The sequence below is a fragment of the Thiomonas sp. genome (assembly GCF_034007205.1).
Lineage (GTDB): Bacteria > Pseudomonadota > Gammaproteobacteria > Burkholderiales > Burkholderiaceae_C > Thiomonas.
Window position 1 is genome coordinate 49,424 of record NZ_JAVERI010000014.1, and the last position, 25,808, is coordinate 75,231.

28 protein-coding genes and 1 tRNA gene are annotated in these 25,808 nt (G+C 64.6%); 17 read left to right on the top strand and 12 right to left on the bottom strand.

Going from position 1 to position 25,808, the window contains the following annotated elements:
* The 3 genes from RBR52_RS11980 to RBR52_RS11990 are packed head-to-tail and all read left to right on the top strand — an operon-like array spanning position 1 to position 1,651.
* Positions 1 to 345, top strand: a complete 345-nt coding sequence (locus RBR52_RS11980) for a 4a-hydroxytetrahydrobiopterin dehydratase (protein WP_320377500.1) — start codon at positions 1 to 3, stop codon at positions 343 to 345.
* A gap of 11 nt (positions 346 to 356) precedes the next feature.
* Complete coding sequence (gene rsgA, locus RBR52_RS11985) at positions 357 to 1,334, top strand: ribosome small subunit-dependent GTPase A (protein WP_320377501.1); 978 nt, start codon at positions 357 to 359, stop codon at positions 1,332 to 1,334.
* A complete protein-coding gene (locus RBR52_RS11990) occupies positions 1,331 to 1,651 on the top strand; it encodes a putative signal transducing protein (protein WP_320377502.1) in 321 nt (106 codons plus the stop codon). The genes rsgA and RBR52_RS11990 overlap by 4 nt, the downstream gene beginning before the upstream one ends.
* 151 nt (positions 1,652 to 1,802) lie before the next feature.
* Here RBR52_RS11990 and argF read toward each other — a convergent pair whose 3' ends face one another.
* Positions 1,803 to 2,738: an ornithine carbamoyltransferase gene (argF, locus tag RBR52_RS11995; protein WP_320377503.1), complete on the bottom strand. Its 936-nt coding sequence runs from the start codon at positions 2,736 to 2,738 to the stop codon at positions 1,803 to 1,805.
* Between the two features lie 19 nt (positions 2,739 to 2,757).
* Positions 2,758 to 3,945: an aspartate aminotransferase family protein gene (locus tag RBR52_RS12000; protein WP_320377504.1), complete on the bottom strand. Its 1,188-nt coding sequence runs from the start codon at positions 3,943 to 3,945 to the stop codon at positions 2,758 to 2,760.
* A gap of 232 nt (positions 3,946 to 4,177) precedes the next feature.
* On the opposite strand from RBR52_RS12000, the gene RBR52_RS12005 reads away from it, so the two are divergent.
* Positions 4,178 to 4,579 (top strand): DUF3579 domain-containing protein, encoded by a 402-nt coding sequence (locus RBR52_RS12005; protein ID WP_320377505.1) that lies wholly within the window; start codon positions 4,178 to 4,180, stop codon positions 4,577 to 4,579.
* 124 nt (positions 4,580 to 4,703) lie between these two features.
* Here RBR52_RS12005 and rpsT read toward each other — a convergent pair whose 3' ends face one another.
* Positions 4,704 to 5,048 carry a 30S ribosomal protein S20 gene (gene rpsT / locus RBR52_RS12010; RefSeq protein WP_320377507.1) on the bottom strand — a complete coding sequence of 115 codons (345 nt, stop codon included), beginning with the start codon at positions 5,046 to 5,048 and terminating at the stop codon, positions 4,704 to 4,706.
* A gap of 114 nt (positions 5,049 to 5,162) precedes the next feature.
* Here rpsT and murJ point away from each other — a divergent pair, with 114 nt between their 5' ends.
* From murJ to glp, 5 genes are all read left to right on the top strand, one after another.
* Positions 5,163 to 6,701 carry a murein biosynthesis integral membrane protein MurJ gene (murJ, locus tag RBR52_RS12015; RefSeq protein WP_320377508.1) on the top strand — a complete coding sequence of 513 codons (1,539 nt, stop codon included), beginning with the start codon at positions 5,163 to 5,165 and terminating at the stop codon, positions 6,699 to 6,701.
* Positions 6,702 to 6,769: 68 nt separating this feature from the next.
* Positions 6,770 to 7,156 carry a TraR/DksA family transcriptional regulator gene (locus tag RBR52_RS12020; protein WP_320377509.1) on the top strand — a complete coding sequence of 129 codons (387 nt, stop codon included), beginning with the start codon at positions 6,770 to 6,772 and terminating at the stop codon, positions 7,154 to 7,156.
* A 10-nt stretch (positions 7,157 to 7,166) separates the two neighbouring features.
* Entirely contained in the window at positions 7,167 to 7,520 is a 354-nt protein-coding gene (locus tag RBR52_RS12025; protein ID WP_320377510.1) for a hypothetical protein, read from the top strand.
* 1 nt (position 7,521) lies between these two features.
* Complete coding sequence (gene mobA / locus RBR52_RS12030) at positions 7,522 to 8,127, top strand: molybdenum cofactor guanylyltransferase MobA (protein WP_320377511.1); 606 nt, start codon at positions 7,522 to 7,524, stop codon at positions 8,125 to 8,127.
* Positions 8,124 to 9,410, top strand: coding sequence for a gephyrin-like molybdotransferase Glp (gene glp, locus RBR52_RS12035; protein ID WP_320377512.1), 1,287 nt, complete (start codon positions 8,124 to 8,126; stop codon positions 9,408 to 9,410). The genes mobA and glp overlap by 4 nt, the downstream gene beginning before the upstream one ends.
* Before the next feature lie 174 nt (positions 9,411 to 9,584).
* Here glp and RBR52_RS12040 read toward each other — a convergent pair whose 3' ends face one another.
* Positions 9,585 to 10,301, bottom strand: a complete 717-nt coding sequence (locus RBR52_RS12040) for a Rieske 2Fe-2S domain-containing protein (protein WP_320377513.1) — start codon at positions 10,299 to 10,301, stop codon at positions 9,585 to 9,587.
* A 151-nt stretch (positions 10,302 to 10,452) separates the two neighbouring features.
* On the bottom strand, positions 10,453 to 11,826 hold the full coding sequence (locus tag RBR52_RS12045) for an NAD(P)-binding protein (protein WP_320377514.1): 1,374 nt from the start codon (positions 11,824 to 11,826) through the stop codon (positions 10,453 to 10,455).
* A 207-nt stretch (positions 11,827 to 12,033) separates the two neighbouring features.
* Between RBR52_RS12045 and RBR52_RS12050 the strand changes: the two genes are divergently transcribed.
* Positions 12,034 to 13,443, top strand: coding sequence for a sigma-54 interaction domain-containing protein (locus RBR52_RS12050; protein WP_320377515.1), 1,410 nt, complete (start codon positions 12,034 to 12,036; stop codon positions 13,441 to 13,443).
* 38 nt (positions 13,444 to 13,481) lie between these two features.
* On the opposite strand, the gene RBR52_RS12055 is transcribed toward RBR52_RS12050, so the two are convergent.
* The 7 genes from RBR52_RS12055 to cysS all read right to left on the bottom strand — a co-directional run bounded on the left by RBR52_RS12055 (position 13,482) and on the right by cysS (position 20,490).
* Positions 13,482 to 14,453, bottom strand: a complete 972-nt coding sequence (locus RBR52_RS12055; protein ID WP_320377516.1) for a JmjC domain-containing protein — start codon at positions 14,451 to 14,453, stop codon at positions 13,482 to 13,484.
* 373 nt (positions 14,454 to 14,826) lie between these two features.
* Positions 14,827 to 14,917: transfer RNA gene (locus RBR52_RS12060), tRNA-Ser, on the bottom strand.
* Positions 14,918 to 15,020: 103 nt separating this feature from the next.
* Complete coding sequence (locus tag RBR52_RS12065) at positions 15,021 to 16,274, bottom strand: aspartate kinase (protein WP_320377517.1); 1,254 nt, start codon at positions 16,272 to 16,274, stop codon at positions 15,021 to 15,023.
* 87 nt (positions 16,275 to 16,361) lie between these two features.
* Positions 16,362 to 17,378 (bottom strand): tRNA lysidine(34) synthetase TilS, encoded by a 1,017-nt coding sequence (gene tilS, locus RBR52_RS12070; protein ID WP_320377518.1) that lies wholly within the window; start codon positions 17,376 to 17,378, stop codon positions 16,362 to 16,364.
* 19 nt (positions 17,379 to 17,397) lie between these two features.
* Complete coding sequence (locus RBR52_RS12075; protein ID WP_320377519.1) at positions 17,398 to 18,375, bottom strand: acetyl-CoA carboxylase carboxyltransferase subunit alpha; 978 nt, start codon at positions 18,373 to 18,375, stop codon at positions 17,398 to 17,400.
* Between the two features lie 67 nt (positions 18,376 to 18,442).
* Positions 18,443 to 19,108: a DNA-3-methyladenine glycosylase gene (locus RBR52_RS12080; protein WP_320377520.1), complete on the bottom strand. Its 666-nt coding sequence runs from the start codon at positions 19,106 to 19,108 to the stop codon at positions 18,443 to 18,445.
* Positions 19,108 to 20,490: a cysteine--tRNA ligase gene (gene cysS / locus RBR52_RS12085; protein WP_320377521.1), complete on the bottom strand. Its 1,383-nt coding sequence runs from the start codon at positions 20,488 to 20,490 to the stop codon at positions 19,108 to 19,110. The genes RBR52_RS12080 and cysS overlap by 1 nt, the downstream gene beginning before the upstream one ends.
* Before the next feature lie 185 nt (positions 20,491 to 20,675).
* Here cysS and RBR52_RS12090 point away from each other — a divergent pair, with 185 nt between their 5' ends.
* The 7 genes from RBR52_RS12090 (at position 20,676) to RBR52_RS12120 (ending at position 25,788) form a co-directional block, all read left to right on the top strand.
* Positions 20,676 to 21,290: a tetratricopeptide repeat protein gene (locus RBR52_RS12090; protein WP_320377522.1), complete on the top strand. Its 615-nt coding sequence runs from the start codon at positions 20,676 to 20,678 to the stop codon at positions 21,288 to 21,290.
* A 315-nt stretch (positions 21,291 to 21,605) separates the two neighbouring features.
* The gene (locus tag RBR52_RS12095) at positions 21,606 to 22,208 is read left to right on the top strand and encodes a peptidylprolyl isomerase (protein WP_320377523.1); all 603 of its coding nucleotides are present in this window, start codon (positions 21,606 to 21,608) and stop codon (positions 22,206 to 22,208) included.
* 22 nt (positions 22,209 to 22,230) lie between these two features.
* Complete coding sequence (locus RBR52_RS12100; protein WP_320377525.1) at positions 22,231 to 22,722, top strand: peptidylprolyl isomerase; 492 nt, start codon at positions 22,231 to 22,233, stop codon at positions 22,720 to 22,722.
* Between the two features lie 289 nt (positions 22,723 to 23,011).
* A complete protein-coding gene (locus RBR52_RS12105; RefSeq protein WP_320377527.1) occupies positions 23,012 to 23,824 on the top strand; it encodes a UDP-2,3-diacylglucosamine diphosphatase in 813 nt (270 codons plus the stop codon).
* A 118-nt stretch (positions 23,825 to 23,942) separates the two neighbouring features.
* Positions 23,943 to 24,497, top strand: coding sequence for a GspH/FimT family pseudopilin (locus RBR52_RS12110; RefSeq protein ID WP_320377528.1), 555 nt, complete (start codon positions 23,943 to 23,945; stop codon positions 24,495 to 24,497).
* Positions 24,494 to 25,033 carry a type IV pilus modification protein PilV gene (gene pilV / locus RBR52_RS12115; RefSeq protein WP_320377529.1) on the top strand — a complete coding sequence of 180 codons (540 nt, stop codon included), beginning with the start codon at positions 24,494 to 24,496 and terminating at the stop codon, positions 25,031 to 25,033. Before RBR52_RS12110 ends, pilV begins: the two co-directional genes overlap by 4 nt.
* Complete coding sequence (locus RBR52_RS12120) at positions 25,030 to 25,788, top strand: PilW family protein (RefSeq protein ID WP_320377530.1); 759 nt, start codon at positions 25,030 to 25,032, stop codon at positions 25,786 to 25,788. Before pilV ends, RBR52_RS12120 begins: the two co-directional genes overlap by 4 nt.
* Positions 25,789 to 25,808 lie beyond the last annotated feature (20 nt).

The window sequence follows — 25,808 nt, forward strand, 5'->3', positions numbered from 1 at the left end:
ATGACTCTCAACGACTTGCTGGGCGATCACTGCCAGGAACTCGGCCCCTCGCACCGGCTCGACGCTGCCGCGATGGCGCCCTATCTCGCGCTGCTGAGCGGCTGGACTTTTGACAACGGCAGCATCCGCAAGACCTACACCTTCGGCAACTACTACCAGACCCTGGCCTTCGTCAATGCGCTGGCCTGGGTGGTGCACCGCGAAGATCATCACCCCGATCTGCTGGTGCAATACAACCGCTGCAGCGTGGCGTTCAATACTCATTCGGCGGGCGGCGTCACGCGCAACGACTTCATCTGCGCCGCCAAGGCCGACGCGGTCCATGCCCAGGGCGCTGCGCGCTGAAAACCGCCTGCATGGACGCGCCGGAACAACCCAATCCCCAACGTCCCAAGGGCAAGCGCAGCACGAAGCCCTCCTCGTCCGCAGCCTCGGTCGCTGCGCCTGGTCTTGCGGCGCGCATCGTCGGCGCTTTTGGACGGCAATATCTGGCGCAACTCGACAACGGCGACGTGCTCGCCTGCGTGCCGCGCGGCAAACGCGCTGAGGTGGTCTGCGGCGATCGGGTCGTGCTCGCGCCGGGACATCCTCCGCTGGCCATCGAGCAGGTGCTGCCGCGGCGCAATGCGCTGTGGCGCGAAGATCAGTGGCGCAGCAAGATGTTCGCCGCCAACCTCGACCGCGTGCTGCTGGTCACCGCCACCTATCCCGGCATCCAGCACGGTCTCATCGGCCGCGCGCTCATCGCCGCCGATGCCGCCGACATCCCGGTCACGCTGCTGCTGAACAAATGCGATCTGCCGCAGGCCGAAGCCGCACGCGCCGAGATGGTGCTGTACCGCGATCTGGGCTACGAGGTGCTCGAACTCTCGGTGCGCACCGCGCCGCAAGCCGCTCTCGCCGCGCTCACCCCCTTGCTCAGTGGCCAGACCACGCTGCTGCTGGGCGCCTCGGGCGTGGGCAAGTCCAGCCTGACGAATCTGCTGGCGCCGCAGGCGCAGGCGTCCACGCGGGAAATCTCGCAAGCCCTGTCCGCAGGCAGACACACGACGACGGCAACCAGGCTCTACGACCTGCCCGGTTTGCCTGAAGGCAGCGCCTTGATGGATTCGCCGGGCTTCCAGTCCTTCGGCCTGCACCATCTCTCGGTATCGCAGTTGCAGCACGGCTTCCCGGAAATCCGCGCGCGCAACGGTCAGTGCCGGTTTCAGAACTGCACCCACCGTGACGAGCCGGGCTGCGTGTTCACCACCGACCCGCAAGCCATCACCCCGGCGCGGCTTGCGCTGTATCGCACGCTCTATGCCGAACTCACCTCGGCCGTCATGCGATGAAGCGGGTGGACATTGCGCCCAACCTGGTCATCGCCACACTCTGGGCCGATGCGCTCAACACCGCCGGGATGCGCGCCGAAGTGTTCTCGCGCCATCTCACCAGCATCGCCGGGGAGATTCCGCCCGATCAATGCAATCCGGCGGTCTGGGTGCTGGACGACGGCGATCTGCCGCGCGCCAGACAGTTGCTGCAGGAATTGCGCACGCCGATTCGCGGAGCGCTCTGGACCTGTCCGGACTGCGGCGAACGCCACGGCCCGCAATTCGCCCAATGCTGGAAATGCGGCCACAGCCGCCCGGATTCCTCATCTTTCTGACAGGAGGGATTTGTTGGGTGAGCGCCATGCCTGAACTCCCGAACGGCGCATCGCCAGACGACGATGCCCGCAGCAAGATTATGCTCAGGCGGGCTTTAAAGGCGACTTAGGACGGCGTTACTGCCACCCAGCCTCGGTCAGGTGGGACGTGTCAATCCAGGCGGCCGAGCAGCAGGAATTCCATCAGCGCCTTCTGGCCGTGCAGGCGGTTCTCCGCCTCGTCCCACACCACGCTCTGCGGCCCGTCGATGACTTCGGCGGACACTTCCTCGCCGCGGTGTGCAGGCAGGCAGTGCATGAACAGCGCATCGGGCTGGGCGCGGGCCATCATCCCGGCATCGACCATGAAGCCCTTGAACGCCTGCTCGCGCGCCAGCTTTTCCGCCTCATAGCCCATGCTCGTCCAAACGTCTGTGGTGATGAGATGCGCGCCCTCACAGGCCTGCCGCGGATCGTCGAACTCGCGCAGATGTGCGATCTGCGCCGCGCTCAGAGGGTAGCCAGGCCGATTTTTCTCGACGCCGTAGCCCTTGGGCCCGGCGAAATGCAGGGTGAAATCCAGCACTTCAGCCGCCTGTAGCCAGGTGTAGAACATATTGTTGGCGTCGCCGATCCAGGCCACCGTCTTGCCTTGAATGGCGCCGCGATGCTCGATGAAGGTCATCACATCCGCCAGGATCTGGCAGGGATGGAACTCGTTGGTCAGGCCGTTGATCACCGGCACGCGCGAATACGCGGCGAAACGCTCGACGATCTCCTGACCATACGTGCGGATCATCACCAGATCGACCATGCGCGAGAACACCTGCGCCGCATCTTCGATGGGTTCGCCACGGCCGAGCTGACTGTCGCGGGTGTTGATGTAGATGGCTGCGCCGCCGAGCTGGTGCATGCCGGCCTCGAAGCTCAGGCGGGTGCGAGTGGAGTGCTTCTCGAAAATCATCGCCAGGGTGCGATCGACCAGGGGCTGATGCGGCTCGTAGCGCTTGAACCTGGCCTTGATCAGCGCGGCGCGGGCGAAGACATAGTCGTACTCCTCGCGGCTGAGGTCGGAGAATTGCAGATAGTGCCGCAGCGTCGTTTTCATGGGGGCCTCCTGGAATGTCTTAGGGCGCGGGTGCATCCTGCAGAAATTCGAGCACCGCGGGTACGAGGGCCTGCACCAGCATCTCGGCCTGCTCCTGAGTGAAGATCAGCGGCGGCAACACACGGATGACCCGTTCCTGCGTGACGTTGAGCAACACCCCGCGCTCCAGCATCCGCCCCACCAGCGCACCTGCCGGGCGGTCGAGTTCGATGCCGATCATCAACCCCTGACCGCGCACTTCCACCACCCCTTCGTGGCCGGCAAACGCATGATGCAGGGCATGTTGAATCTGCTCGCCGCGCGCGTGCGCATTGGCCAGCAGGCCATCGTCCTCGATCACGGCCAGCGTCTCCAGCGCGGCACGGCAGGCCAGCGGATTGCCGCCGAACGTGGTGCCATGCTGGCCGGGGCCGAATGTGGTGGCCGCCGCACCGTGCGCCAGAATGGCGCCGATCGGCACGCCCGAAGCCAGCCCCTTGGCCATGGCGATCACATCGGGCTTGACCTCGGCCCAGTGATGCGCAAACCATTTACCGGTTCGCCCCATGCCGCACTGCACTTCGTCGATCATCAGCAGCCAGCCGTGGCGGTCGCACAGCGCGCGCGCCGCACGCAGAAAATCGGCATGCGCCGGTTGAATGCCGCCCTCGCCCTGAATCGCCTCGATGAACACGGCCACGACATCCGGATGCGTATCGGCCACGGCCTGCAGCGCCGAAGCATCGTTCAGCGGCACGCGCACAAAACCTTCGACCAGCGGCTCGAATCCCTTTTGCACCTTGGGATTGCCCGTCGCCGAGAGCGTGGCCAGCGAGCGCCCGTGGAAAGCCCGCTCGAACACCACGATCTCCGGGCGGGCTATGCCTTTGTTGTGGCCGTGCAAGCGCGCCAGCTTGATCGCCGCCTCGTTGGCTTCCAGCCCCGAGTTGCAGAAAAACGCGCTGTCCATGCCGCCCAGAGCGCACAAACGGTCTGCCAGCTGCTCCTGCAAGGGAATCTGATAAAGGTTGGATGTGTGGATCAGCTTGCCCACCTGGTCGGTGAGCGCCGCGACCAGCCTCGGATGGGCGTGACCCAGGGTGTTGACCGCAATGCCCGACAGCGCATCCAGATAGCGCCTGCCCTGCGTATCCCAGACCCACGCGCCCTCGCCGCGCTCCAGGGCGATGGGTTGCCGCGCATACGTGTTCATCACATGAGAGGGCATGGTCATTTCTCCTTTGCAAAAAAAGCAAACCCGGTGGGCACTGTTAAAAAGCGCTGCACCACCGGGGGCGAATTGAAATTATAGAGAGCGCAGGATGACAAACGACGGCACATACAGGGCGGGGTATTTGTTGCAACTGCAACACAGAATCACCGTTCGGGTTTACCCGGAAATACCGCGTTGCAGCATAATTGCGGCACCGCAGCAAAACTGCCTCTTCAAGGATTCAGCCATGAGCGCCCTTCCCAACTCCCTGCAACTGGTCAAACCCAGACAAATTTTCATCCGCGGCATCACCCGCGAAGGCCGCACCTTTCGTCCCAGCGACTGGGCAGAGCGTCTGGCCGGCCTGATGGCCCGCTTTCGCCCCGCCGGTCTGTGCCACAAGGAAGCCCACCTCGGTTACTCGCCCTATTGCGTGCCCACCCTGGTGGACGGCGTGCGCTGCCTGGTGGTGAGCGAGTCGCTGCGCGATATCGAGCCGATGGCGTTTGATTTCCTGCTCAACTTCGCCCGCGACAACCAGCTCGACGTGGTCGAAGCCTGCCTGACGCAAGCCGCCGAAGAAGACGCCGCTGTGGAAGATCTGCAACCGGCGCGCGAAGCGCTGGCCCGCGTGTTTCAAACTGCTTGACGATGTTTTTCGCCCCGCATTGCCCTGACTTGCAGAAAGAGGCGCAATAAAAGACCACAAAAAAGCCCGCAGACGCGGGCTTTTTTGTGGTCGGTGTGGGGCCGACCCGAGCAGGCAAGGGCAATCAGGCCGGTGCGCTGGAAGAAGTGCTGACAGAAGTGCTGGAAGTAGCGGAAACAGCCAGCGCCTTGATCGCCGCGTTCAGGCGGCTCTTGTGGCGCGCAGCGGTGTTCTTGTGAAAAATCCTCTTGTCGGCAATCGAGTCCAGCACCGGGGCGTTGGCCTTGAACACTTCCATGGCCTTGGCGTGGTCGCCCGCGGCGATGGCCTTGCGAACCGACTTCACAGCCGTGCGAAAACGCGAACGCAGCGCGGTGTTGGCGGCGTTGGCCTTGACGGATTGACGTGCACGCTTGCGACCCGACGGGGTGCGAACGCTCTTCTTTTTGGCTGCGGCTTTGGTTGCCATGATATGAAATCCTTCTGTATTGCCTGCTCGGAAAACCGGCCATTATAAACAAAAACTGCCGAGACGCCAGCGTCGCCTCGGGCGGTCGCCAGCGCATTCCTATAATCCTGCCCGGTGAATCTGCTCAAGGCCGCCTCGACCATCTCCCTGCTCACCCTCACCTCGCGCATCACCGGCCTGGTGCGGGAAATCATGGTGGCAACCTATTTCGGCGCCAGCGCCTGGACGGATGCATTCAACGTCGCTTTCCGCCTGCCCAACCTGCTGCGCCGCATGTTTGCCGAGGGCGCGTTTTCGCAGGCCTTCGTGCCCCTGTTGTCGCAGACGCGGCAGACCCAGTCGGAAGAACAGACACAGGAACTCATCGATCAGGTGTCCACCGCGCTGCTGTGGATCCTCGCGGGCATCAGCCTGGCCGGGGTGCTGCTCGCTCCCGTGCTGGTCTGGCTCACCGCTTCGGGCCTGCACCCGCAGGCTTTCGACGCCGCGGTGTGGATGACGCGGCTGATGTTTCCCTATGCGGGGCTGATTTCCCTGGTCGCGCTCAGTGCGGGCATTCTCAATACCTGGAAGCACTTCGCCGTCCCTGCGGTGACTCCGGCGCTGCTCAATCTGGCCATCATCGGCGCTGCGGTGGCGTTTCACAGACTGGTGCACCCGCCCATCTTCGCCCTGGCCATCGGGGTGATGATCGGCGGGGTGGCGCAATTGGCCGTGCAATGGCCGGCGCTGCGCAAATACGCCGTGGTGCCGCGATTTCGGCTGAGCTTTCTCAAGGCCTGGCGGTCTGAAGGCGTGCACCGCGTGGTCAAGCAGATGTTGCCGGCGAGCCTGTCGGTGTCGGTGGCGCAGGTGTCCATCGTCATCAACACGCAGATCGCCTCGCATCTGCATGCGGGCAGCGTGTCCTGGCTGGCGTATGCCGACCGGCTGATGGAATTCCCCACCGCCATTCTCGGCGTCGCGCTCGGCTCGGTGCTTCTGCCCAGCCTGTCGCGCGCCAGCGCCACGCAAGACGTGACCAAATACAGCAAGCTGCTCGACTGGGGGCTGCGCCTGACGCTGGTGCTGGCGCTGCCCAGCGCCATCGCGCTGCTGATCTTCGCCCAGCCGCTGGTGTCCATGCTCTACAACTATGGCCGCTTCGACCAGGCCGACGTGCTGGCCACCACCAGCGCGCTGCGGGCCTACGGCATCGGTCTGATGGCGCTGATCGGCATCAAGATCCTGGCCCCCGGCTTTTACGCCCGGCAGGACTTGCGCACCCCGGTGAAGATCGCCCTGGTGGTACTGGTTTTCACCCAGTTGATGAACCTGCTGTTCGTGCCCTGGCTGGGGCATGCCGGGCTGGCGCTGGCCATCTCCATCGGCGCGCTGCTCAACGCCAGCCTGCTGTTTCGCGGTCTGCGCCGCCGCGGCCTGTTTCAGCCGCAGCCCGGTTGGGGGCGATATGCGCTCAAGGTGGCGCTGGCGCAGTTGCCGCTGGGCGGGGTGATGCTGTGGGGCGCCATCGCGCTGCCGTGGGATCGGGCGCACGGCGACCTGCTGCGTCTGGGCATGGGGCTGGGGCTGCTCGCCGCGGCTGCCGCGCTGTATTTCGCCACGCTGCGACTGCTCGGTTTCCGTCTGCGACAATTCATGCGCGATGAGTGATGGGCTGTGCCAGAACAGGCGACCATGAGCGCATCATTCATCGAAACGCACCCAAAAAGGAGAACGACATGAGCCTGAGCGCCGAACTGCGCAACACCCTGCGCGAAAAACTGCAGCAGCGCCGCGCCCAGATGGTGGCCGATCTGCGCGATGAGTCGATCAGCGACGAGGGCACGCTGGCCGTGCGCAGCCACCGCGAGGAAACCGACGACGAGGCCGTGGTCGAAGCCATGGACGCGGTGGAAATCGCCTCTACTGCGCGCGACGCCAGCGAGCTGGCCGCCATCGACAGCGCGCTGCAGCGCCTGGACACGCCCGACTTCGGCATCTGCATCGACTGCGGCGCCGACATCGAACCCGCCCGTCTGCTGGCCGAGCCCACCGTACTGCGCTGCGCCGCCTGTCAGCAGCGCTTCGAGCATCAGCATCACACGCCCGGCGGCGCGCGGCTGTAGCATCGGCGGCATGTGTGCAAGCCCCGTCATCCCTCCCCGCACCCCGCTCGGCGCCCCCGGCTTGGAGAGAGCACTCACCCGCTGGCTGATTCCGGCCTACTTCATCGGCGTGGGGCTGCCCTGGATCGTCGGCGCGTGGATCAAGACCGGCTATCAACCCGGTCTGGTCGATGGCGACCCGCAGCCCATCCGCGATCTGATCGATATTTTCTGCATCGGCATCAGCCTGTTCGACGCCACCCTGGTGTTCACCGTGGGCATCGGCTGTCTGGTGGTGTCCATCATGAAAGGCCCGGTGCGCTGGTCAGACGCATCCCACGCCACGCGGCAGATGCGCGAACCGGGCGAGCGCGAGAGGTTTTGACATGTCGCACGCCATCGCCGCCGCCGACATCACCGGCCTGATTCTCGCGGGGGGCCGTGGCAGCCGCATGGGCGGTGTGGACAAAGGCCTGCAGCCCTGGCGCGGCCAGCCGCTGGCGCGGCAGGTGCTGCGGCGACTCGAACCCCAGGTCGGCGCGGTACTGCTCAACGCCAACCGCCATGTCGAGGTCTATCGCGGCTGGGGCCTGCCGGTGGTGACCGATGCCGCGCCACACGACTATTCGGGGCCGCTGGCCGGCTTTCTCGCAGGGCTCAAGGCGTGCGTCACACCGTATCTGCTCACCGCGCCCTGCGACTCGCCGCTGTTGCCCCTCGATCTGGCCGCACGGCTGAGCGCGGCGCTGCTGGATGCTTGCGCGCGCATCGCCCTGCCCCGCGCGGCAGGGCGGCTGCAGCCGGTGTTCTGCCTGATGCAATCCAGCCTGCGCGATGACCTGAGCGCCTATCTTCAGTCCGGCGGCCGCAAGATCGAGCTTTGGACGGCGCAGCATCCCACGGCCATCGTCGACTTCGATGATGCGCACGCTTTTGAGAACATCAACACCCTGGACGACCTGCAGCGTCTCGATGCGGAAGTTCCGACATGACCTCGTCGTTCGACCTGCAGCACATCATCTCCTGCGTCAGCGGCTATGACCCCAATGCCCTGCGGGTGGACGCGGCGCTGGCCGTCATTCACGCCAGCGTGCAGCCGGTGCAGGCTGCCGAACGCCTGGCCGTGCGCGCGGCCCTCGGACGGGTGCTGGCGCAGGACATCATCTCGCCGATCGACGTGCCCGCGCACGACAACTCGGCCATGGACGGCTACGCCCTGCGCGGTTCCGACCTTGCCGCGCAGGGCGACACGGTGCTGTCCATCGCCGGACGCGGGCTGGCCGGACATGCCTTCAGCGGCGAAGTCCCCGCGGGCAGCGCCGTGCGCATCATGACCGGCGCGGTCATGCCCGCAGGATGCGATACCGTGGCGCCGCAGGAGTTTTGCCGCGTCGAGGGCGACCGGGTCGTTCTTCCGCCCGGACTGGTGCGACCCGGCGACAACCGCCGCCTGCGCGGCGAAGACCTGGCACGCGGCAAGGCCGCCCTGCCCGCAGGCAAGGTGCTGCGCCCGGCCGACCTGGGGCTCATCGCCTCGCTCGGCATGGCCGAAGTCACGGTGCGGCGCAGGCTGCGCGTGGCCTTTTTTTCCAGCGGGGATGAGCTGCGCTCGGTCGGCGAGCCGCTCGATCCGGGCTGCGTCTACGACAGCAACCGTTACACCCTGTGGGGCATGCTGGAGCGACTGGGTTGCGAGGTCATCGACCTCGGCGTGGTGGCCGACAGCCCGCAGGCGGTGCAGGCTGCACTGCGCACGGCGACCGAATGCGCCGACGTGGTCGTCACCTCGGGCGGGGTCAGCGTAGGCGAGGCCGACTACCTGCGCAGCACCCTGAAAACTTTAGGCGAAGTGGTGTTCTGGCGCATCGCCATGCGGCCGGGCCGCCCGCTGGCCTTCGGCAGGCTGCGCGCGGGAGCGCACAGCGCCTGGCTGTTCGGCCTGCCGGGCAATCCGGTGGCGGTGATGGTGACTTTCTACGCCTTCGTCCGCCCTGCCCTGTTGCACCTCATGGGCGCCAGCCCGCAGCCGCAGCCGATGCTGCGCGCCGTCAGCGCGCAGACCCTGCGCAAAAAACCCGGCCGCACCGAATATCAGCGCGGCCTGCTCACCGCCCTGCCCGACGGCCGCTGGCAGGTCGGCGCCATCGGCAATCAGGGATCGGGCGTGCTCAGTTCCATGTCGCAGGCGCACGGGCTGATCGTGCTGCACCATGAGCAAACCACCGTGCAGGCGGGTGATCTGGTGGACGTGCTGCTGTTCGAGGGGCTGGTTTGACGCTGCTTTGAGCTGGCCTCTGAAGAAAACGCCGGGCCGCCCCAAGTTTTCTTGGCGCGCCACAGTGCGCAGGCATTGTCGCTGGTCAGATCGCTCAGGAGGCACGGTGCAAGCATGCGCCGTGGCCCTTCGCCGCGCGCGCGACAGTGCGCAGACACTGTCGCTGGTCGCGGCTCAGCAATGCGCCACGTAGGCTGAGTACTGGCTCAGCGGTACGGCGGCGGCCTGCGTCGGCGCAGTGGCCTGGAAATGCGCCGCGCCATAGGTGCGGATGAGTTGCAGGCGGTAGAGCTTGAAAAAGTGCTCGAACATCGGATGGCCGATCATGCCGGTGGCCGTCAGGGTGTCGGCCTGGCTGTCGTGCTTCAGGATGATGGCCGCCAGGGGATGCGGCGCCGGGCCGCTCATCACCTTGGCGCCCTCGGAAGGATCGTACACGCTCTGATGGGCGCAGCAGACGATCATCCCGGGCTTGTCCGAAACCTGGGTGGCCTTGGGATCGTAGGAAATCACGCTGCTGTCTTTCTCCGGATACGACAGTTGGTGGGCGCAGATGGCGGTGTAGGCCACGATGGCCTTGTCAGGCCCGACGCCGCCCGGCCAGTCGTAGCTCTGGCCGTCAGCGGTGAGCTTGGCGGAGTGAGCAGCGACTTGCAAGCGGATGAGGAAGGCCGGGGTGCTGGCATAGGGATAGCTGAAGACATAGGCCTCGCTGGTGCCAAGTTGGGAAGCCTTGATCGGTGCGCCTTGCGCATCGGTCAGCAACACCGGCGGCTGCGGTACATCGGGCACGCCGGCGGCCCAGGCTGGCAGCGTGAGGGTGGACAAGTCGAGCGCCGCACAACCGGCCGCGGCGGTGGAACAGATTTGAATGAAGCGTCGGCGTTGCATCGGCGCAAACTCCCTGGAATGAAAAAGAGCGGGGGTGAGGAGGAACCCCCTGAGAAAGGCAAGCGGCGCTTTGGAGAAGACTCCCCGCATGCACTACAACAGACCAACAGACGGCAGGCCAAGGTCAGCCGCGAACCTGTCTGCAACAAGTTCAGGTGAACATGTCGGCGTAGAGCCCCTTGCCCCAGGCCAGATAGGCCGCGGCGTTGGCCACGCTGCGGGTATCGTCCTCCTTCACATTGGCGAAGCCGAAGGTCTTGGGGTTGTAATGCGCGTCCACGTAGATGGCCTTGTTGGGCTGCAGGTCCACCATGGAATAGCACAGGGTCTCGGGGCTTTCCCAGGGAATTCTGGCGTCCTTGTCCTTGGCGCGCGAGGCGATCACCTTGGCGACGTAGTGCGCCTCGGTGTTGGCGGTGTTGGCGCTCTTGGAGTAGCCCATCGGACGCGCATCGCCGCTGACGTACACATACGGGTCGCCCTTGATGTTGTAGTGGAAGGGATCGATGTTCGCCTCGCGCTGCGTGCTGTCGGGGCTGACCAGTCCCATCTGCTGGATGATGTACGCTCCCTGCACGCCGGGATAGAGTGTGGCGTCGTCGAAGGCGTAATCGTCGATCTCGCCGTGGATCACCTTCTTGAACGGGTCGACCCCCTTGATGGTGGTCGACGGCTGGTAAACGACGTAGTCCTTGTACAGCTCGTCGAACGCAGCGTGGAAGCCCTTGGCCTTGATGACGATGTCGGGGTTGGGGTCGAGCAGCAGCACCTTGCCCTTAATACGGTTCTTTTTCATCCATCCGGCGATCACACAGGTGCGCTCGTACGGCGACGGCAGGCAGCGGTAGTTGCCCGTCGGCACGGTGACCACGAAGGTGCCGCCGGCGAAACCCTGGATCTTGTTGCGCACCGCGACCTGCTCGGTCGGCTGGATCCAGCCTCCGGGAAACCGTTGGCGGCAGGCGAACTGGGTGTCGAGGTCGTCGGCCGGGATACCGAAGCGGGTGAAGTCGTAGTCGATGCCCGGGCAGATGGCGAGAAAGTCATACATCACCTGGCCCATATTGGTGTAGAGCCGCTTGGCGTCGCGGTCCACACCGGTGACGGTACAGTTGTAGTAGATGTAGCCGTTGTTCTGCGCCGCGTCGATATAGCTGTGGTTGGCCAGATACTCCATGTTGACCACGTCGGGATACCAAAGGTTACTGCAAAAGCAGCTCTGATACTGGCTGCGCTTTTCCAGCAGCAGCACGTCGAACCCCGGGTTCTCCTTCTTCAGATACTTGGCCAGGGTCAGTCCGGCGGTGCCGCCGCCGACAACCACCACCCGTGGCCCTTTGGCCTTGGGCACCGGCAGCCAGCCGCCGCCGCCGCCGATCATCGGCGCGGCCTGGGTCGTCTGGGGCAGAACGGCGCCCAGCCCTGCGGCACCTGCTGCAGCGGCGGCAGTCGCCAGCGTGGTATCGCGCATGAAACGCCGCCGCGCGGGGTTGGCTGCAGGTTTGTTCGGTGAATCCGAGTACATGTCATCCTCCATAGGTGTTTTGGCAGGCCACGTCAAGCGTGGCAAGCCTTTTCAGCAAAATCCGCACCAATACCTAACCCGTTGATTTCATTTGATAGGTAATATTTAGTTACGACTTTGGCAGCCCGGTTCTGCCAAAGCGTCCTGACACGTCACACAATTGGCATATCACAGACCGCCGAACACGGCGGCAGAGGAGACAAAGCCATGGATTACGACGCCCAGTCGCTGATCGATGCGCGCGAGCATCCCTTCGTGTTGATCGACCGCAACTACACCATCATCGCTGCCAACCACGCCTACCGCGTGGCCTATGGCTTGCAAACGGACGACATCACCGGCCGCAAATGCCACGAGCTCTCGCACCATTCGGCCACGCCCTGCCATATGCAGGGCGAGCATTGCCCTCATCTGCACGTGATGCGCAGCGGGGAGCCCGACGAGACGGTGCATGTCCACTTTGACGCGCAGGGCCAGCCCGAGCATGTACGTCTCAAGGGCTATCCCATCCACGATGGCCAGGGCAATCGGCTGCTCGGTAAGGAAATCCATCGCATGCCCGCCCCAGTGCAGCCTGCGGCGGGGCACGCGCTGCTGCAGGGACTCTCACCGCGCATGCTGCAGGTGCGACACGATCTCGACATCGCCGCGCAGACCGATGAGCCGGTGCTGATCGAAGGCGAAAGCGGCACGGGCAAGGAACTGGCGGCGCAGGCGCTGCATCAGGCATCGGCCCGCGCGGAACGGGACTTCATCGTGTTGGACTGCACGACCATTCCAGAAGCCTTGTTCGAGTCGGAATTCTTCGGCCACGAAGGTGGCGCGTTCACCGGCGCTTCCGCCCGCAAGACCGGCCTGTTCGAGCTGGCCGACGGCGGCACCCTGTTTCTCGATGAAATCGGTGAACTCACCCTGCCGCAGCAATGCAAGCTGCTGCGCGCACTGGAAAGCGGCGAGTTCCGCCGCGTCGGCAGCAATACCCTGCGACGCGCCGATGTGCGTGTGGTCGCCGCCACGAACCGGTCGCTGGCAAGAATGGTTCAGGAGGGGAGCTTTCGCAGCGATCTGTACTTCCGGCTGTCGGTGTTCAGCATCACCCTGCCCCCATTGCGCGACCGACCGGAAGACATCCCCATCCTGGCCCGATATCTGCTTGCCCGCATGGCGCTGCGACCGCATCACACCGCATCCGTCGGGCTGCTGGACGGCAAGACCGAAACCCTGAGGCCGCTCTGCGGCTGCGGCGCGACCCGATGGGAGCTGACGCCAGAAGCCCTGCGCCAGCTCGTGGCCTATCCTTTCCCGGGCAATGTGCGCGAGCTGCGCAACATCCTGGCGCGCGCGGCCGCAACCGCGGTGAATGGCCGGATCGACGCTTGCGATCTGCTGCTGCCCGCAGCGATCGATGATGCACCGGTACAGGGCATCCGCTCAAAACCCGTGGCGGACGGTGCTTCGCGGATCGGTACGCTCAGCGCGGAACAATTGCATGCCGTTCTCAGCGCGCATCACGGCCACCGCGGCCGCGCGGCGCAGGCGCTGGGCATCAGCGAACGCACGCTCTACCGCAAACTGCGCGACGCACAGTCATCGGGGCGCCCGCAGCGCAGCGAGTGAGCACCCGCATCCGTATGGGATGTGCCGTGCTGTGAGGGTCAATGCCCTTGCATGCCCCGAGGCGTGTTCTGTCCCAGCAAGGCCCGGCGCGACAGCAACAGCGCGCAAGCCAGCGGCTGCTTGAGCCGATCGACCAGGGCCGAGCGCCCCGGCGACTGGGGTGAGGCGGAAAACCGCCCGCGCAAAAATGCATTGAGCAGATGCGCGCGGGCGCGACGTACCGTTGCCTTGGTGAAGTAGGTCATCGCCACGCTGACCGACACCCGGTAGTCAGGCCGCGCCCAGTCGCCCTCCTCCGTGGTGACATAGTGGCCCGCGGTACTCGGGATGTATACGCCCTCGCCCGGGCCGATGTCGAAGTCGAGCGCCCGAGCATCGAGTTCGTCGTGGTAGCGCAACGACCGCAGCGTGTCGTGAACAAAGTAGTCCTCGATCGCGGCATCGGGCACGGCAACACGGTCATGCGCCTGCCAGACGCGCAGATGCTTGCGCCCCATGATCTGCACATTGAAATTGTTCTCGCGGTCGATGTGAAACGGCGTGACCGTCGGCGGCGAGGCGATGAACATGAACAGACTGTAGCCGTGCATGCCCGGATCGCGCGCTTCGACCAGGGGCTTCATGCCGTCGAGCGTCTCGCGCAGCAAGGCGCCGTACTCGGGATCGTCCTCGAGAAAGTAAAGCGCCACCCAGTTGCCCGCCTGTTCGATGTGATCGAAGGTCGAGGCAATGCTCTTCTTCGCCTCGACCTCAGACAGGGTGTGGAAAGCCGAGCCCGGCTTCCGGTTGGGCAAGGCGTATTTCACATGCGGCGTTCCGGCCAGAGATAAGGCCAGTCGGCACAGGCGCGGCAACTGCAGCAACGGATGCGCGCAGAGCCCATGCTGCATTTTCGCCACCTGCAGCGGATCGAAAGGCTGACCATCGGCCCGCCAGATTGCCACGTTGCCGCTCGGGGGCGCCTGCTCTCCCCCTCTGAGATCGGACAGGGACTGTGCGGTCACATTCATGCACGTCTCCTCGCATTGACCCGAAGCACGCATTGCCACGCTGCGCCGAGTGATTGGGGATGCCTTGCTTGCAGTCTGCGACCGATACCAGCACACATCTGCAAGCGCTTGAATATTAGTAACCGAAGTTGTCAGGAAACCCCGCCTGAATGGGTGGTCAACATCCAGGATCGGCGGCGAATTCAGGCGTCGCGTGGCTGCTTACCTGGTGCCGAAGATGGGGTCGCACGCGTCGACCCGAGCCGGCACGATATAGCGGTGGTCGCTGAGCCGCTTGCCGATGGCAGCCACACGCAGGCAATACCGGCAACACGCAGAGCAACAGCCATGGATAAAAAACGCCTAAGCTAATCAATCACTTAGGCATGTGTTCTGGCGGAGACGAAGGGATTCGAACCCTTGATGCGCTTTTGGCGCATACTCCCTTAGCAGGGGAGCACCTTCGGCCTCTCGGTCACGTCTCCAGTTGCTTGCGGCAAACGGCTTGTAGGCCCATGCGCTAAGCAAAGTCGGCAATTATTACACGCATTCACCCGCCATCGCCACCTTGCTGAAAATCCTGGCCTGTCAGGCGTTTTGGTCCAGGTCGAAAGCCTTGTGCAGGGAGCGCACGGCCAGCTCCATATACTTTTCATCGATCACCACCGACACCTTGATTTCCGAGGTGGAGATCATCTGGATGTTGATGCCTTCTTCCGACAGGGTGCGGAACATCTTGCTGGCCACGCCGGCGTGCGAGCGCATGCCCATGCCGACGATGGAGACCTTGCACACTTTGGGATCGCCGAGGATTTCCTTGGCGCCGATGTGCGCCTGCACGGTGGATTTGAGGATGTCGAGCGCGCGGGCATAGTCGCCGCGGCCCACGGTGAAGGTGAAGTCGGTGAAGCCCGCCACGCTCTGGTTCTGCAGAATCATGTCGACTTCGATGTTGGCTTCGCCCACGGCGCTGAGAATCTGATAGGCGATGCCTGGGCGATCGGGCACGCCGACCACGATGATCTTGGCTTCGTCGCGGGCAAAGGCGATGCCCGACACCACGGCTTGTTCCATGTTTTCGTCTTCCTCGAAGGTGATGAGTGTGCCGCTGCGCGACTCTTGCTCCAGCGGCAGGTCCCACGGGGTCAGGCTGGAGAGTACGCGCAGGCGAACCTTGTACTTGCCGGCGAATTCCACCGAGCGGATCTGCAGCACCTTGGAGCCCAGACTGGCCATCTCCAGCATTTCCTCGAAGGTGATGGTGTCGAGCCTGCGGGCTTCGGGGACGATGCGCGGGTCGGTGGTGTAGACGCCATCGACATCGGTGTAGATCTGGCATTCGTCGGCTTGCAGGGCCGCGGCAAGCGCCACGCCCGAGGTGTCCGATCCGCCCCGGCCCAGGGTGGTGATGTTGCCGGGGGCATCCACGCCCTGGAACCCGGCGACGACGGGAATGACACCCTGCGCGAGATCGGCCTTGAGTCTGTCGGCGTCGATGGATTCGATGCGGGCCTTGGTGAACGCGCTGTTGGTGCGGATGGCGACCTGCGCGCCGGTGTAGCTGCGAGCCTTGTGCCCCAGTGCCAGCAGCGCCATCGACAGCAGGCCGATGGTGACTTGCTCGCCGGTGGAAGCCACGACGTCGAGTTCGCGGGGGTCGGGCAGGGGCTGGATTTCCTTGGCCAGAGCGATCAGGCGATTGGTCTCGCCCGACATCGCGGAGACCACCACCACGACCTGATGTCCTGCTTCGTGCCACTTGGCTACGCGCCGGGCGACGTTTTTGATCCGTTCGGCAGACCCCACCGAGGTGCCGCCATATTTCTGGACGATGAGTGCCATGAGAGTGCGTTCGAGAGCGGCGAAAGCCGTCTGGCCCGATGCATGATGCGCCAGACCGGCAGGCCGCAATGCAGAAAACCTTGCATTCTAGGCCGGGTCTGCGGCGGCCTCTGTCCATTTGAGGCGCAGACAGGCCCCTTGACGCTGAAGAATGCAGCCCGGCAGACGCAGTTCGAGGCGATGCGCCCCACGTTCCGTGCGCAAAATCTGTCGCACCAGCTCGTCGGTGCGCGCACGGTCCAGGCGCTGCCCGTTTTGCCGCAGCCAAAGCCGCAAGACTTCGCTGGCGGTCGCCGCGCCCAGAGCGCGCAAGGCGGCCAGATTCAGTCCCTGGGGTTGCAGGCAAAGGCGCAAGTGCTGTGCGGCCGTCGATTGAATCTGCGCGTCAGCGGCTGCGCACAAAGCGGCACTACGCCCAAGCGTCTGCCGATAGCCGGGTTCGAGCCGGGCAATGGCCGGCACGAGTTCATGCCGAATGCGGCTGCGGCGATACGCCGGATCGGCGTTCATCGGATCGTCGAGATAGCTCACCCCTTGCGCTTTGAGCCAGTCGCGCAGTTCTGCAGCACCGCAGTCCAGCAAGGGTCGAACGAAGTGGCAGCCGTGGCGCTGCATCTGCGCGGGCATCGCCGCCAGTCCGCGCGGCCCTGCCCCGCGCAACAAGGCGAGCAGGAGCGTTTCGACCTGATCGTCACCATGCTGCGCCAGCAACACCACGTTGCAGCGCTGCTCGCGCGCCAGCGCGGCCAATGCCCTATAACGCGCCTCGCGAGCGATTTCTTCCACACTCTCCCCAGGCGCCACTTCCAGTTGCAAAGTGGTCTGGGCATAGGCCACACCGAAGTCGTCGCAGACTTGGGCGCAATGTCGGGCGAACGACCCGGCTGCAGTCTGCAGACCGTGATTGACGTGCAAGGCACAAAGCCGTTCGCCCCCCCAGAAATCGCGGGCTGCCAGCAGCAAGGCCGTGGAATCGGCCCCGCCGCTGAAGGCGATGCCGATGCGCTCGGCCTGGGCGAAGCCGGGGTGTTGCGCCGCGAAACGCCGCAGCGCGGCCAGCGCGGGGTTGTTCGGCAAAGACGGCGCGGATTGTGATGCCGACAAGGTCAACCGACCGGGACGGTCAACGCCCCGCCGTCTTGGTGTCTTCGAACTTGCCGAAGCCCTGCAAGCGCTCCAGCCGCTGCTTGACCAGATCGGCGGGCTTGGTGTGCTGGAAGTGCCGCAAGGATTCGCCCAAGGCGCGCTTGAGCGAAGCGGCCATGGCCACGGGGTCGCGGTGCGCCCCGCCCACCGGCTCGTTGACGATCTTATCCACCAGCCCGAGCGCCTTGAGGCGGTGCGCGGTCAGGCCCAGCGCTTCGGCGGCCTCGGGCGCTTTCTCTGCGCTCTTCCACAGAATGGAGGCGCAGCCCTCGGGAGAAATCACCGAATAAATCGCGTACTGCAGCATGAGCAACTGGTCGCACACCGCAATGGCCAGCGCCCCGCCCGAGCCGCCCTCGCCGATGATGGTCGAAATGATGGGCACTTCGAGCTGCGCCATCTCGTAGATGTTGCGGCCGATGGCCTCGGACTGGCTGCGCTCCTCGGCATCGATCCCGGGGTAGGCGCCGGGGGTATCCACGAAGGTGAAGATGGGCAGGCGGAATTTTTCGGCCAGCTTCATCAGCCGCAGCGCCTTGCGATAGCCCTCGGGCTTGGGCATGCCGAAGTTGCGCATCGCGCGCTCCTTGGTGTCGCGCCCTTTCTGGTGGCCGATCACCATGCAGGCCTGCCCGCCCAGCCGGGCCAGACCGCCGACGATGGACTGATCGTCGGCGAAGGCGCGGTCGCCGTGCAGTTCGTGAAAGTCGGTGAAGATCTGGCTGGCGTAGTCGAGGGTGTAGGGTCGCTGCGGATGGCGGGCGATCTGCGTGGTCTGCCAGGGGGTGAGCTTGGCGTACAGATCCTTGGTGAGCTGCTGGCTTTTTTTCTGCAGACGCCCGATCTCTTCGGAAATATCGACGGCCGATTCGTCCTGCACAAAGCGCAGTTCGTCGATTTTGTTTTCCAGTTCGGCCACTGGTTGCTCAAAATCGAGAAAGACTTTTTTACTCATAGATACCTCGAAAGAAATCCCCCCAGGAGCACTCGGGCGGCGGGCGTGCAACTCGTTGCGCAGATGTTCAATACTCGACCGGCAACGGGTCCAGGCTGCGCCAAATATACCAAGTCCCCACCGAGCGCCAAGGGGCCCAGGCTGCGGCCACTTCGCGCACTTCGCTCTGGGTCACGGGTTCGCCGGCGAAATAGGTCTGACTCACGCCCTTGATCAAACCCAGATCGCCCAGCGGCAGCACATCGGGCCGCATGAGGTGGAAAATGAGGAACATATCGGCCGTCCACCGTCCGATGCCGCGTATGCCGAGCAACTCGGCGGCGATGGCCTCGTCGGGCATGTCGTGCCACAGGTGCGGGTGCACTTCTCCGGCGTGAAACTTGGTGGCGAGGTCGCGCACATAGCCCGCCTTGCGCCCAGACAGCCCGCAGGCGCGCAGGGCGTCGTCGCTCAAACCGAGAAGCTGCTCCGGTGTGACTTCTGGAACCGACGCGCAGAACCGATCCCAGACGGTTTGGGCGGCCTTGACGGAAATCTGCTGGCCGATGATGGAGCGCGCCAGGGTCTGGAACGGGTCGCCCCGGCTTTGCAGCCGGCTGCCCGCATGCGTCTTGATGAGCTTGCGCATCACGCGATCGGTGCGCTGCAGATGCGCGCAAGCTTTCTCCCAATCGAGCTGGACCGGCCGTTTGGCGGGCACAACCGTATCTGACCAGGCCGGCGCGCGCGCCATCAAGCCGCCCTCCACACCGTCACCCCGCCCGGCTTGTCTTCGAGCACGATGCCCTTGGCCGTGAGTTCGGCGCGAATGCGGTCGGCTTCGGCGAAGTTGCGCGCCTGCTTGGCGGCGATGCGCGCCTGCACCTGTTGTTCCACCCAGTCAGCATCGACCGCCACTGCCTTGCTTTGCAGGAATTCGCGCGGGCGCTGCTGCAACAGGCCCAGCACCCCGCCCAGCCCCTTGAGCAGCGCAGCCAGCTCGGCGTCGCCCGTCTTGTTGACCTCGGTGGCCAGCTCGAACAACACCGCCATGGCTTCGGGGGTATTGAGGTCGTCGTTCATCGCCGCGGCGAAGGCCTGCGCGCGCGGGTGGTTCCAGTCGATGCGCGCGGGCAGATCGGCGAACGGGTCGAGCGCGGTGTAGAGCCGGGTGAGCGCCGCGTGGGCGTCCTGCAGGTGCTCGTCGCTGTAGTTCAGCGGGCTGCGGTAATGCGCGCGGACGATGAACAGCCGCACGGTTTCGGCCTCGACATGCTGGAGGATGTCGCGGATGGTGAAAAAATTACCCAGCGATTTGGACATCTTCTCGCCATCGACCCGCACGAAGCCGTTGTGCAGCCAGAACCGCGCCATCGGCTTGCCGCTCGCCCCCTCGCTCTGCGCGATTTCGTTTTCGTGATGGGGAAACTGCAGATCGGCGCCGCCGCCGTGGATGTCGAAAGTCTCGCCCAGCAGCGCACGGCTCATGGCCGAGCATTCGATGTGCCAGCCGGGTCGGCCCGGGCCGTCGTCAGAGGGCCATTTCACCTCGTCTGGTTCGGAGGGTTTGGCCGCTTTCCACAACACAAAATCCAGCGGATCTTGTTTGGCGGCATCGACCTGAACGCGCTCGCCGGCGCGCAGTTCGTCGAGCGATTTGCCCGACAGCTTGCCGTAGCCGGGAAACGCGCGCACATGAAAGTCCACATCGCCCGCACTATCGCGGTAAGCGAGGCCACGCGCCTTGAGCTTGCCGATCAGATCGAGCATCTGCGGCACGTATTCGGTGGCGCGCGGCTCGTGCGTGGGCCGCTCCACACCCAGCGCGTCGGCATCTTCGTGCATGGCGGCGATGAAGCGGTCGGTCAGCGCGCGGATGGTTTCGCCGTTTTCCTGCGCGCGGCGGATGATCTTGTCGTCAATATCGGTGATGTTGCGCACATAGGTCACGCGCAGGCCCTGCGCCTTGAGCCAGCGCTGCAGCACATCGAACACCACCATCACCCGCGCGTGCCCGATGTGACAGTAGTCGTACACCGTCATGCCGCAGACATACATGCGGACATGGCCGGGCTCGATGGGCTCGAAGCGCTCTTTTTTGCGGGTGAGGGTGTTATAGAGGTGCAGCGCAGTCATGGGGCTTGGCGGGGAGATCGGATCCGGGCTCCCGGATAAAATCAAAAACTTAGCACAAGCCGATGGTCCCAGGCCTGATGCGAATCGGGGCACTGCGCCCATTGCGTGCCCATACCGTCGTCGCATTCCGAGACGCCGCCCAAGCAGCGCCCAAGCAGCATCCACCCCTTTTTCTCCTCTCCATCATGCGAAATCGCCTTCTCGCCACTCTGATCGCCCTCGCTGTTCTGAGTGCGCCCGCCGCCTGGGCGGCAGACGCAGCCAGTGTCAGCCAGAGCCTGCAAAAGGGCGATCTGAACAGTGCGCTCGCTCAGGTGGACACGCTGCTGGCGCAAAAACCCCAAGACCCACAGTACCAGTTTCTCAAGGGGGTCATTCTGACCGAGCAGAAAAAGGACGCGCAGGCCATCCAGATCTTCCAGTCGCTCACCGAGCAATACCCCGAACTGCCCGAGCCCTACAACAATCTGGCCGTGCTCTATGCCCAGCAAGGGCATTATGAAAAGGCCCGCGCCGCGCTGGAGATGGCCCTGCGCACCAACCCGAGCTACGCCACGGCGCTGGCCAATCTGGGCGATATTTACGTCAAACTCGCCAGCCAGGCCTACCAGAAGGCGCTGCAACTCGCCCCGGACGAAAACGCCAGCGCCCGAGTCAAGCTCAATCTGATCCGCGAATTGTTCGAGCAGGGCAAGAATCCGGCTGGAACGCCCAAGAAGGGGACCCCGGCGCAGCCCGTCACGGAAGCTCAACCTGCGGTCAAACCCGAGTCCAAACCCGCTGCTGCGCCCGCGCCCTAGTGCAGTGAACACTGCACTAGCCGGTGGCGGTCGCCGCAGAAAAACCCGCCACCCAGCCGGGCCCGCGCCGAATGCCGCGCAGACGCCTGCGCGCAACCCCTCCATCGCCCCCGGCGCTGGCCTTCCTGCAATACCCGGGGAAAAGAATGGCTGCAGTACAGTGCAGCTGGCGCGCCTCCGGCCCGCTCTACCATCAGTACCGGGCACAGTCCGGTGCCGGCGCGCGCCATGGCAACTCATTTTTCAAGGAAGCCTCTCATAATGCATTTCAACCTCGCTCAAACCGCCCCTCTCGATCCCTCCCGCTTACTGCGCATGGTCCGGCAGCGTCTGGTACGTCTGACAGCCCCCCTGCTGGCCGCGTTCGGCCTGGCTGTGGCAGCCGCACTGCCCGCGGCCCATGCCGCCGAGACGCCTGCCGCACCACCCAAGGTGGAATTCGTCACCACCATGGGCCGTTTCGTGGTGCAGCTCGACCCGGTCCGCGCGCCCAAGACCGTGGCCAACTTTCTCGACTATGTGAAAAGCGGCTTCTACAAGGGCACCATTTTTCACCGCGTGATTCCCGGCTTCATGGTGCAGGGCGGCGGCTTCACCGCCGATATGCAGCAAAAACCCACCCGCGCGCCCATTCCGCTTGAGAGCCAGAACGGCCTGCGCAACCTCAAGGGCACCATCGCCATGGCGCGCACGTCCGACCCCAACTCGGCCACCTCGCAGTTCTTCATCAACGTGGTGGACAATCCCAGCCTCGACTATCCCAAGCCCGACGGCTATGGCTACGCCGTGTTCGGCAAGGTGATTTCGGGCATGAGCGTGATCGACAAAATCGTCGCCGTGCCAACCAAGACTGAAGGCATGTTCCAGAATGTGCCCGTCAAGCCCATCGTCATCGAAGACGCCAGACTCCTCAACTGAACCTGAAAACAGAAAGCCCATCATGGTCGAACTCCAAACCAACCACGGCAACATCCGCATCGAACTCGATACCGAGCACGCCCCCAAGTCGAGCGAAAACTTCCTGGCCTATGTGCGCTCGGGCCATTTCGACGGCACCGTGTTTCACCGCGTGATCGACGGCTTCATGATTCAGGGCGGCGGCTTCGGGCCCGGCATGAAGCAAAAACCCACCCTCGCGCCGATTCAGAACGAAGCCAACAACGGCCTGAAAAACGAGCGCTACACCCTGGCGATGGCGCGCACCTCCGATCCGCATTCGGCTACCGCGCAATTCTTCATCAACGTCGCCGACAACGCCTTCCTCAACCACACCGCCCCGACGGCGCAGGGCTGGGGCTATGCCGTGTTCGGCAAAGTGGTCGAAGGGCAGGACGTGGTCGACAAAATCAAGGGCGTGAAAACCGGCCGCAAAGGTTTCCACGACGACGTGCCGCAGGAAGACGTGGTCATCCTCAAGGCAGTCGAGGTTTGAGAAGACGGTCACAAAATCGTTTTGAACCCTCCGTAACGCCTGCGCAAACGCGCAAAGACTCCCTCGCTCGCGGAAGAGGTTGGGAGGGATGTCTATTGCATCACGCCGCGCTGTTTTCTCCTCCCCCACTTGCTGGGGGAGGTTGGGAGGGGCATCCTTTGTCTTGCGCAGCGTCGTTTGCTCCTCCCCCACTTGCTGGGGGAGGTTGGGAGGGGGAGAGGCCCGCCCCAACCCATCGAATGGCTGGCTTGTCAGCCAGCCCCGCCTCAAGCCGTGGGCAGAGAGATAGATGTCGCACTTCCCCAGCCTGAACGCCCCGCCCGCCTGGCGGCGCATCGCCCTCGTCTCCGACCTGCACCTGGGCGCACAGGCCCCGCGCACCACGCAGACCTTCATCGACTGGCTGGCCGACGTGGCGCGAGAGGCCGACGCCCTGTTCATACTCGGCGACCTGTTCGAAGCCTGGATCGGCGACGATCTGCTCGACCCTGCCGCGCTCGGCGTGGCGCCGGATGAGGCCGCCTGCGCCCAGGACATCGCCGCCGCGCTGCGCGACTTTGCCGATTCCGGCCACGCCCTGTTCGTCCAGCACGGCAACCGCGACTTCCTGCTGGGCGGCCAGTTCGCTCAAGCCACCGGCGCGCACCTCCTGCCCGACCCCGTGGTGCTCACCTTCCAAGGCCAGCGCATCGTGCTCACCCACGGCGACCTGCTGTGCACCGCCGACACCGCCTACCAGCAATTCCGCGCCACCGTCCGCAACGCCGCATGGCAGCGGCAAGTGCTGGCCCGGCCGCTGGCCGCACGCGCGCAGCAGGCGCTGGCCCTGCGCACGGCCAGCAGCGCCGCGCAAGCCCGCCCCGAAAACTGGGCCGACGCCGATCCCGCCGAGGCCCGCCGCTGGCTCACCGCAGCAGGCAGCGCCTGGATGATCCACGGCCACACCCACCGCCCGCGCAACCACTGGGGCAGCGGCCTGCTGCGGCAAGTGCTCGCCGACTGGGACTGTGACGCCGCCCACGGCGCCCAAGCTCGCGCCCAGGCGCTTTGGCTGATCGCCCAGGGGCGAGGCGTCGAAGTCAGCCCCCGCTGTTGCGTCTGATCAACGAATCAAACGTTTCGTTACCGTTCGTCGGCTGAAAACGACCGTTCGTCGGCTGGAACGCCGCGAGCGCTCGAAGCCCTTCCATACTGGCATCAAACCCTGAACGGCCCATCCCATGTCCACCCCAGAACAAGGTCTGACGCTCATCGAACTGCTCGTGGTCATCGCGCTCGTTGCCGTGATCACGGCCATTGGCTTGCCCTCCTACCAGTCCATCCTGCGCTCCAACCGCACCGCGGCGGAAGCCAATGCCCTGGTTGGCGACCTCGCCTTCGCCCGCAGCGAAGCGATCAAGCGCGGCGTCAACGTCACCCTCTGCCCGGCACAGCAGCAAGGGGCGAACTATCAATGCCTGAACAGCGGCTCCGACTGGCAAGGCGGCTGGGCAGTGCTCATCGGCAAGCCCACAGACCCAGCCAGCACGCCGCTGCGCATCCAGAAAAGCTTTCAGGAAGCATTCGGCAGCGCTGACGCACTGACGAGCAATAAACCGCCTACTGTCGTCACTTTCGACCGCTACGGCTTTACTGCCAACTTCCAAACCATAGCGCTGCGCAACACTGGCGGCGCCGAAGCGCCCTGCATCGTGATTTCGCAAACCGGCAAGGTGCGAAGCGACATGATGGCCGAAAGCGCGGCGATCGACGACACCAACTGCAAACAACCATGAATCTCCCGCGTTTGAAAAAACAAGGCGGTTTCAGCCTCATCGAGGCCCTGGTCGCGCTCGTGGTCATTTCCATCGGACTGCTGGGCATCGCCGGCATGCAGGCCTTGGGCGTGATGCAAAGCAACCAATCACGGCTGCGGGGTCTGGCCGCATTCCAGGCGGCCAGCATGGTCAGCCTCATGCGCGCCAACCCGGCTTACTGGCAGGCGGCAGGAAATTTTTCCATCGACCCTGGCAACCCGACCGAACTCACCGTCGATGCCCAGGGCAGCCTGACCGGCCTCACCGCCGGCGACTGTGAGGCCAACACCTGCTCCCCGGCGCAAATGGCCGGCTGGCAGATGCAGCAGTGGGGGCGCTCGCTCAGCGTGCTGCCCGGCGGTCACGGCACGGTGCAATGCGCCGCCCCGGTTGGCGGCAGCGTCGCCTGCAGCGTCACGGTGAATTGGAGCGAGAACCGCGCCGCAGCCCCCGGCTCGACCGCCAGTACAGCCGCCACCGAACCCCAGAATTACGTCCTGACCGTCACGCCATGAACGCACGTCCCTTCAAACAACGCGGCCTCGGCCTGGTCGAAGTCCTGGTCGGGCTGGCCATCGCGCTTTTTCTGCTCTCTGGGCTGGCGGCGATTTTCGCCGCCATGCTGCAATCTTCGCAGACGCGCAATGCCCTGTCCGACCTGCAGCAGCGCCAATTGCTGGCCGCCACGATTCTGAGCAAAACCCTCCAGCAGTCCGGTTATTACCCCAATCCGACAGCCAGCACCGCCGCCGATATGCTGCCGGCTTCGACTACTTCCGCACCTTCTCCATTTGGCAGCGCGGCGCAAGGTCTTGTCGCCACGGCGAGTTCGGTCACCAACCGCTTTGTCGCCCCGGCAAACGACGTCACAGACAGCGTGATCAACTGCCAGGGAGGAAGCAATACGACAAACGCTCCCGTGACCTACACCAACGCCTTTTCTGTCGATACAGACCAAGATGAACTGCAATGCTCCCTTGATGGCGCCGCAGCGCAGCCCATTGTGGACGGTGTCACCAGCATGCACCTGCTTTACGGCGTCGATACCTTGCTCGGCGCGGCCAGCGACGCGAAGTCCGTCAATCGCTACGTCCCCGCCGACAACGTCGCAGCCAACGGCGGCTGGAACGCGGTGAAGAACCTGCGCATCACCCTGTGCTTCGCCAATCCCCTCAAGAAGAACCAGCCCGCGCCGGCCGTGGCGCCCTGCGCGGCCGATGAACTGCCCTTCACCTTTTTTGTCAACCTCATCGGGCAGGGGCAGACATGAAATTCCCCTTTCAATTCCCC

What these genes read in the sequence shown, in the direction of transcription:
- RBR52_RS11980 (WP_320377500.1), top strand. Translation starts at nt 1, where the DNA reads ATGACTCTCAACGACTTGCTGGGCGATCACTGCCAGGAACTCGGCCCC.
- rsgA (WP_320377501.1), top strand. Translation starts at nt 357, where the DNA reads ATGGACGCGCCGGAACAACCCAATCCCCAACGTCCCAAGGGCAAGCGC.
- RBR52_RS11990 (WP_320377502.1), top strand. Translation starts at nt 1,331, where the DNA reads ATGAAGCGGGTGGACATTGCGCCCAACCTGGTCATCGCCACACTCTGG.
- argF (WP_320377503.1), bottom strand. Translation starts at nt 2,738, where the DNA reads ATGAAAACGACGCTGCGGCACTATCTGCAATTCTCCGACCTCAGCCGC.
- RBR52_RS12000 (WP_320377504.1), bottom strand. Translation starts at nt 3,945, where the DNA reads ATGCCCTCTCATGTGATGAACACGTATGCGCGGCAACCCATCGCCCTG.
- RBR52_RS12005 (WP_320377505.1), top strand. Translation starts at nt 4,178, where the DNA reads ATGAGCGCCCTTCCCAACTCCCTGCAACTGGTCAAACCCAGACAAATT.
- rpsT (WP_320377507.1), bottom strand. Translation starts at nt 5,048, where the DNA reads ATGGCAACCAAAGCCGCAGCCAAAAAGAAGAGCGTTCGCACCCCGTCG.
- RBR52_RS12020 (WP_320377509.1), top strand. Translation starts at nt 6,770, where the DNA reads ATGAGCCTGAGCGCCGAACTGCGCAACACCCTGCGCGAAAAACTGCAG.
- RBR52_RS12025 (WP_320377510.1), top strand. Translation starts at nt 7,167, where the DNA reads ATGTGTGCAAGCCCCGTCATCCCTCCCCGCACCCCGCTCGGCGCCCCC.
- mobA (WP_320377511.1), top strand. Translation starts at nt 7,522, where the DNA reads ATGTCGCACGCCATCGCCGCCGCCGACATCACCGGCCTGATTCTCGCG.
- glp (WP_320377512.1), top strand. Translation starts at nt 8,124, where the DNA reads ATGACCTCGTCGTTCGACCTGCAGCACATCATCTCCTGCGTCAGCGGC.
- RBR52_RS12040 (WP_320377513.1), bottom strand. Translation starts at nt 10,301, where the DNA reads ATGCAACGCCGACGCTTCATTCAAATCTGTTCCACCGCCGCGGCCGGT.
- RBR52_RS12045 (WP_320377514.1), bottom strand. Translation starts at nt 11,826, where the DNA reads ATGTACTCGGATTCACCGAACAAACCTGCAGCCAACCCCGCGCGGCGG.
- RBR52_RS12050 (WP_320377515.1), top strand. Translation starts at nt 12,034, where the DNA reads ATGGATTACGACGCCCAGTCGCTGATCGATGCGCGCGAGCATCCCTTC.
- RBR52_RS12055 (WP_320377516.1), bottom strand. Translation starts at nt 14,453, where the DNA reads ATGAATGTGACCGCACAGTCCCTGTCCGATCTCAGAGGGGGAGAGCAG.
- RBR52_RS12065 (WP_320377517.1), bottom strand. Translation starts at nt 16,274, where the DNA reads ATGGCACTCATCGTCCAGAAATATGGCGGCACCTCGGTGGGGTCTGCC.
- RBR52_RS12075 (WP_320377519.1), bottom strand. Translation starts at nt 18,375, where the DNA reads ATGAGTAAAAAAGTCTTTCTCGATTTTGAGCAACCAGTGGCCGAACTG.
- RBR52_RS12080 (WP_320377520.1), bottom strand. Translation starts at nt 19,108, where the DNA reads ATGGCGCGCGCGCCGGCCTGGTCAGATACGGTTGTGCCCGCCAAACGG.
- cysS (WP_320377521.1), bottom strand. Translation starts at nt 20,490, where the DNA reads ATGACTGCGCTGCACCTCTATAACACCCTCACCCGCAAAAAAGAGCGC.
- RBR52_RS12090 (WP_320377522.1), top strand. Translation starts at nt 20,676, where the DNA reads ATGCGAAATCGCCTTCTCGCCACTCTGATCGCCCTCGCTGTTCTGAGT.
- RBR52_RS12095 (WP_320377523.1), top strand. Translation starts at nt 21,606, where the DNA reads ATGGTCCGGCAGCGTCTGGTACGTCTGACAGCCCCCCTGCTGGCCGCG.
- RBR52_RS12100 (WP_320377525.1), top strand. Translation starts at nt 22,231, where the DNA reads ATGGTCGAACTCCAAACCAACCACGGCAACATCCGCATCGAACTCGAT.
- RBR52_RS12105 (WP_320377527.1), top strand. Translation starts at nt 23,012, where the DNA reads ATGTCGCACTTCCCCAGCCTGAACGCCCCGCCCGCCTGGCGGCGCATC.
- RBR52_RS12110 (WP_320377528.1), top strand. Translation starts at nt 23,943, where the DNA reads ATGTCCACCCCAGAACAAGGTCTGACGCTCATCGAACTGCTCGTGGTC.
- pilV (WP_320377529.1), top strand. Translation starts at nt 24,494, where the DNA reads ATGAATCTCCCGCGTTTGAAAAAACAAGGCGGTTTCAGCCTCATCGAG.
- RBR52_RS12120 (WP_320377530.1), top strand. Translation starts at nt 25,030, where the DNA reads ATGAACGCACGTCCCTTCAAACAACGCGGCCTCGGCCTGGTCGAAGTC.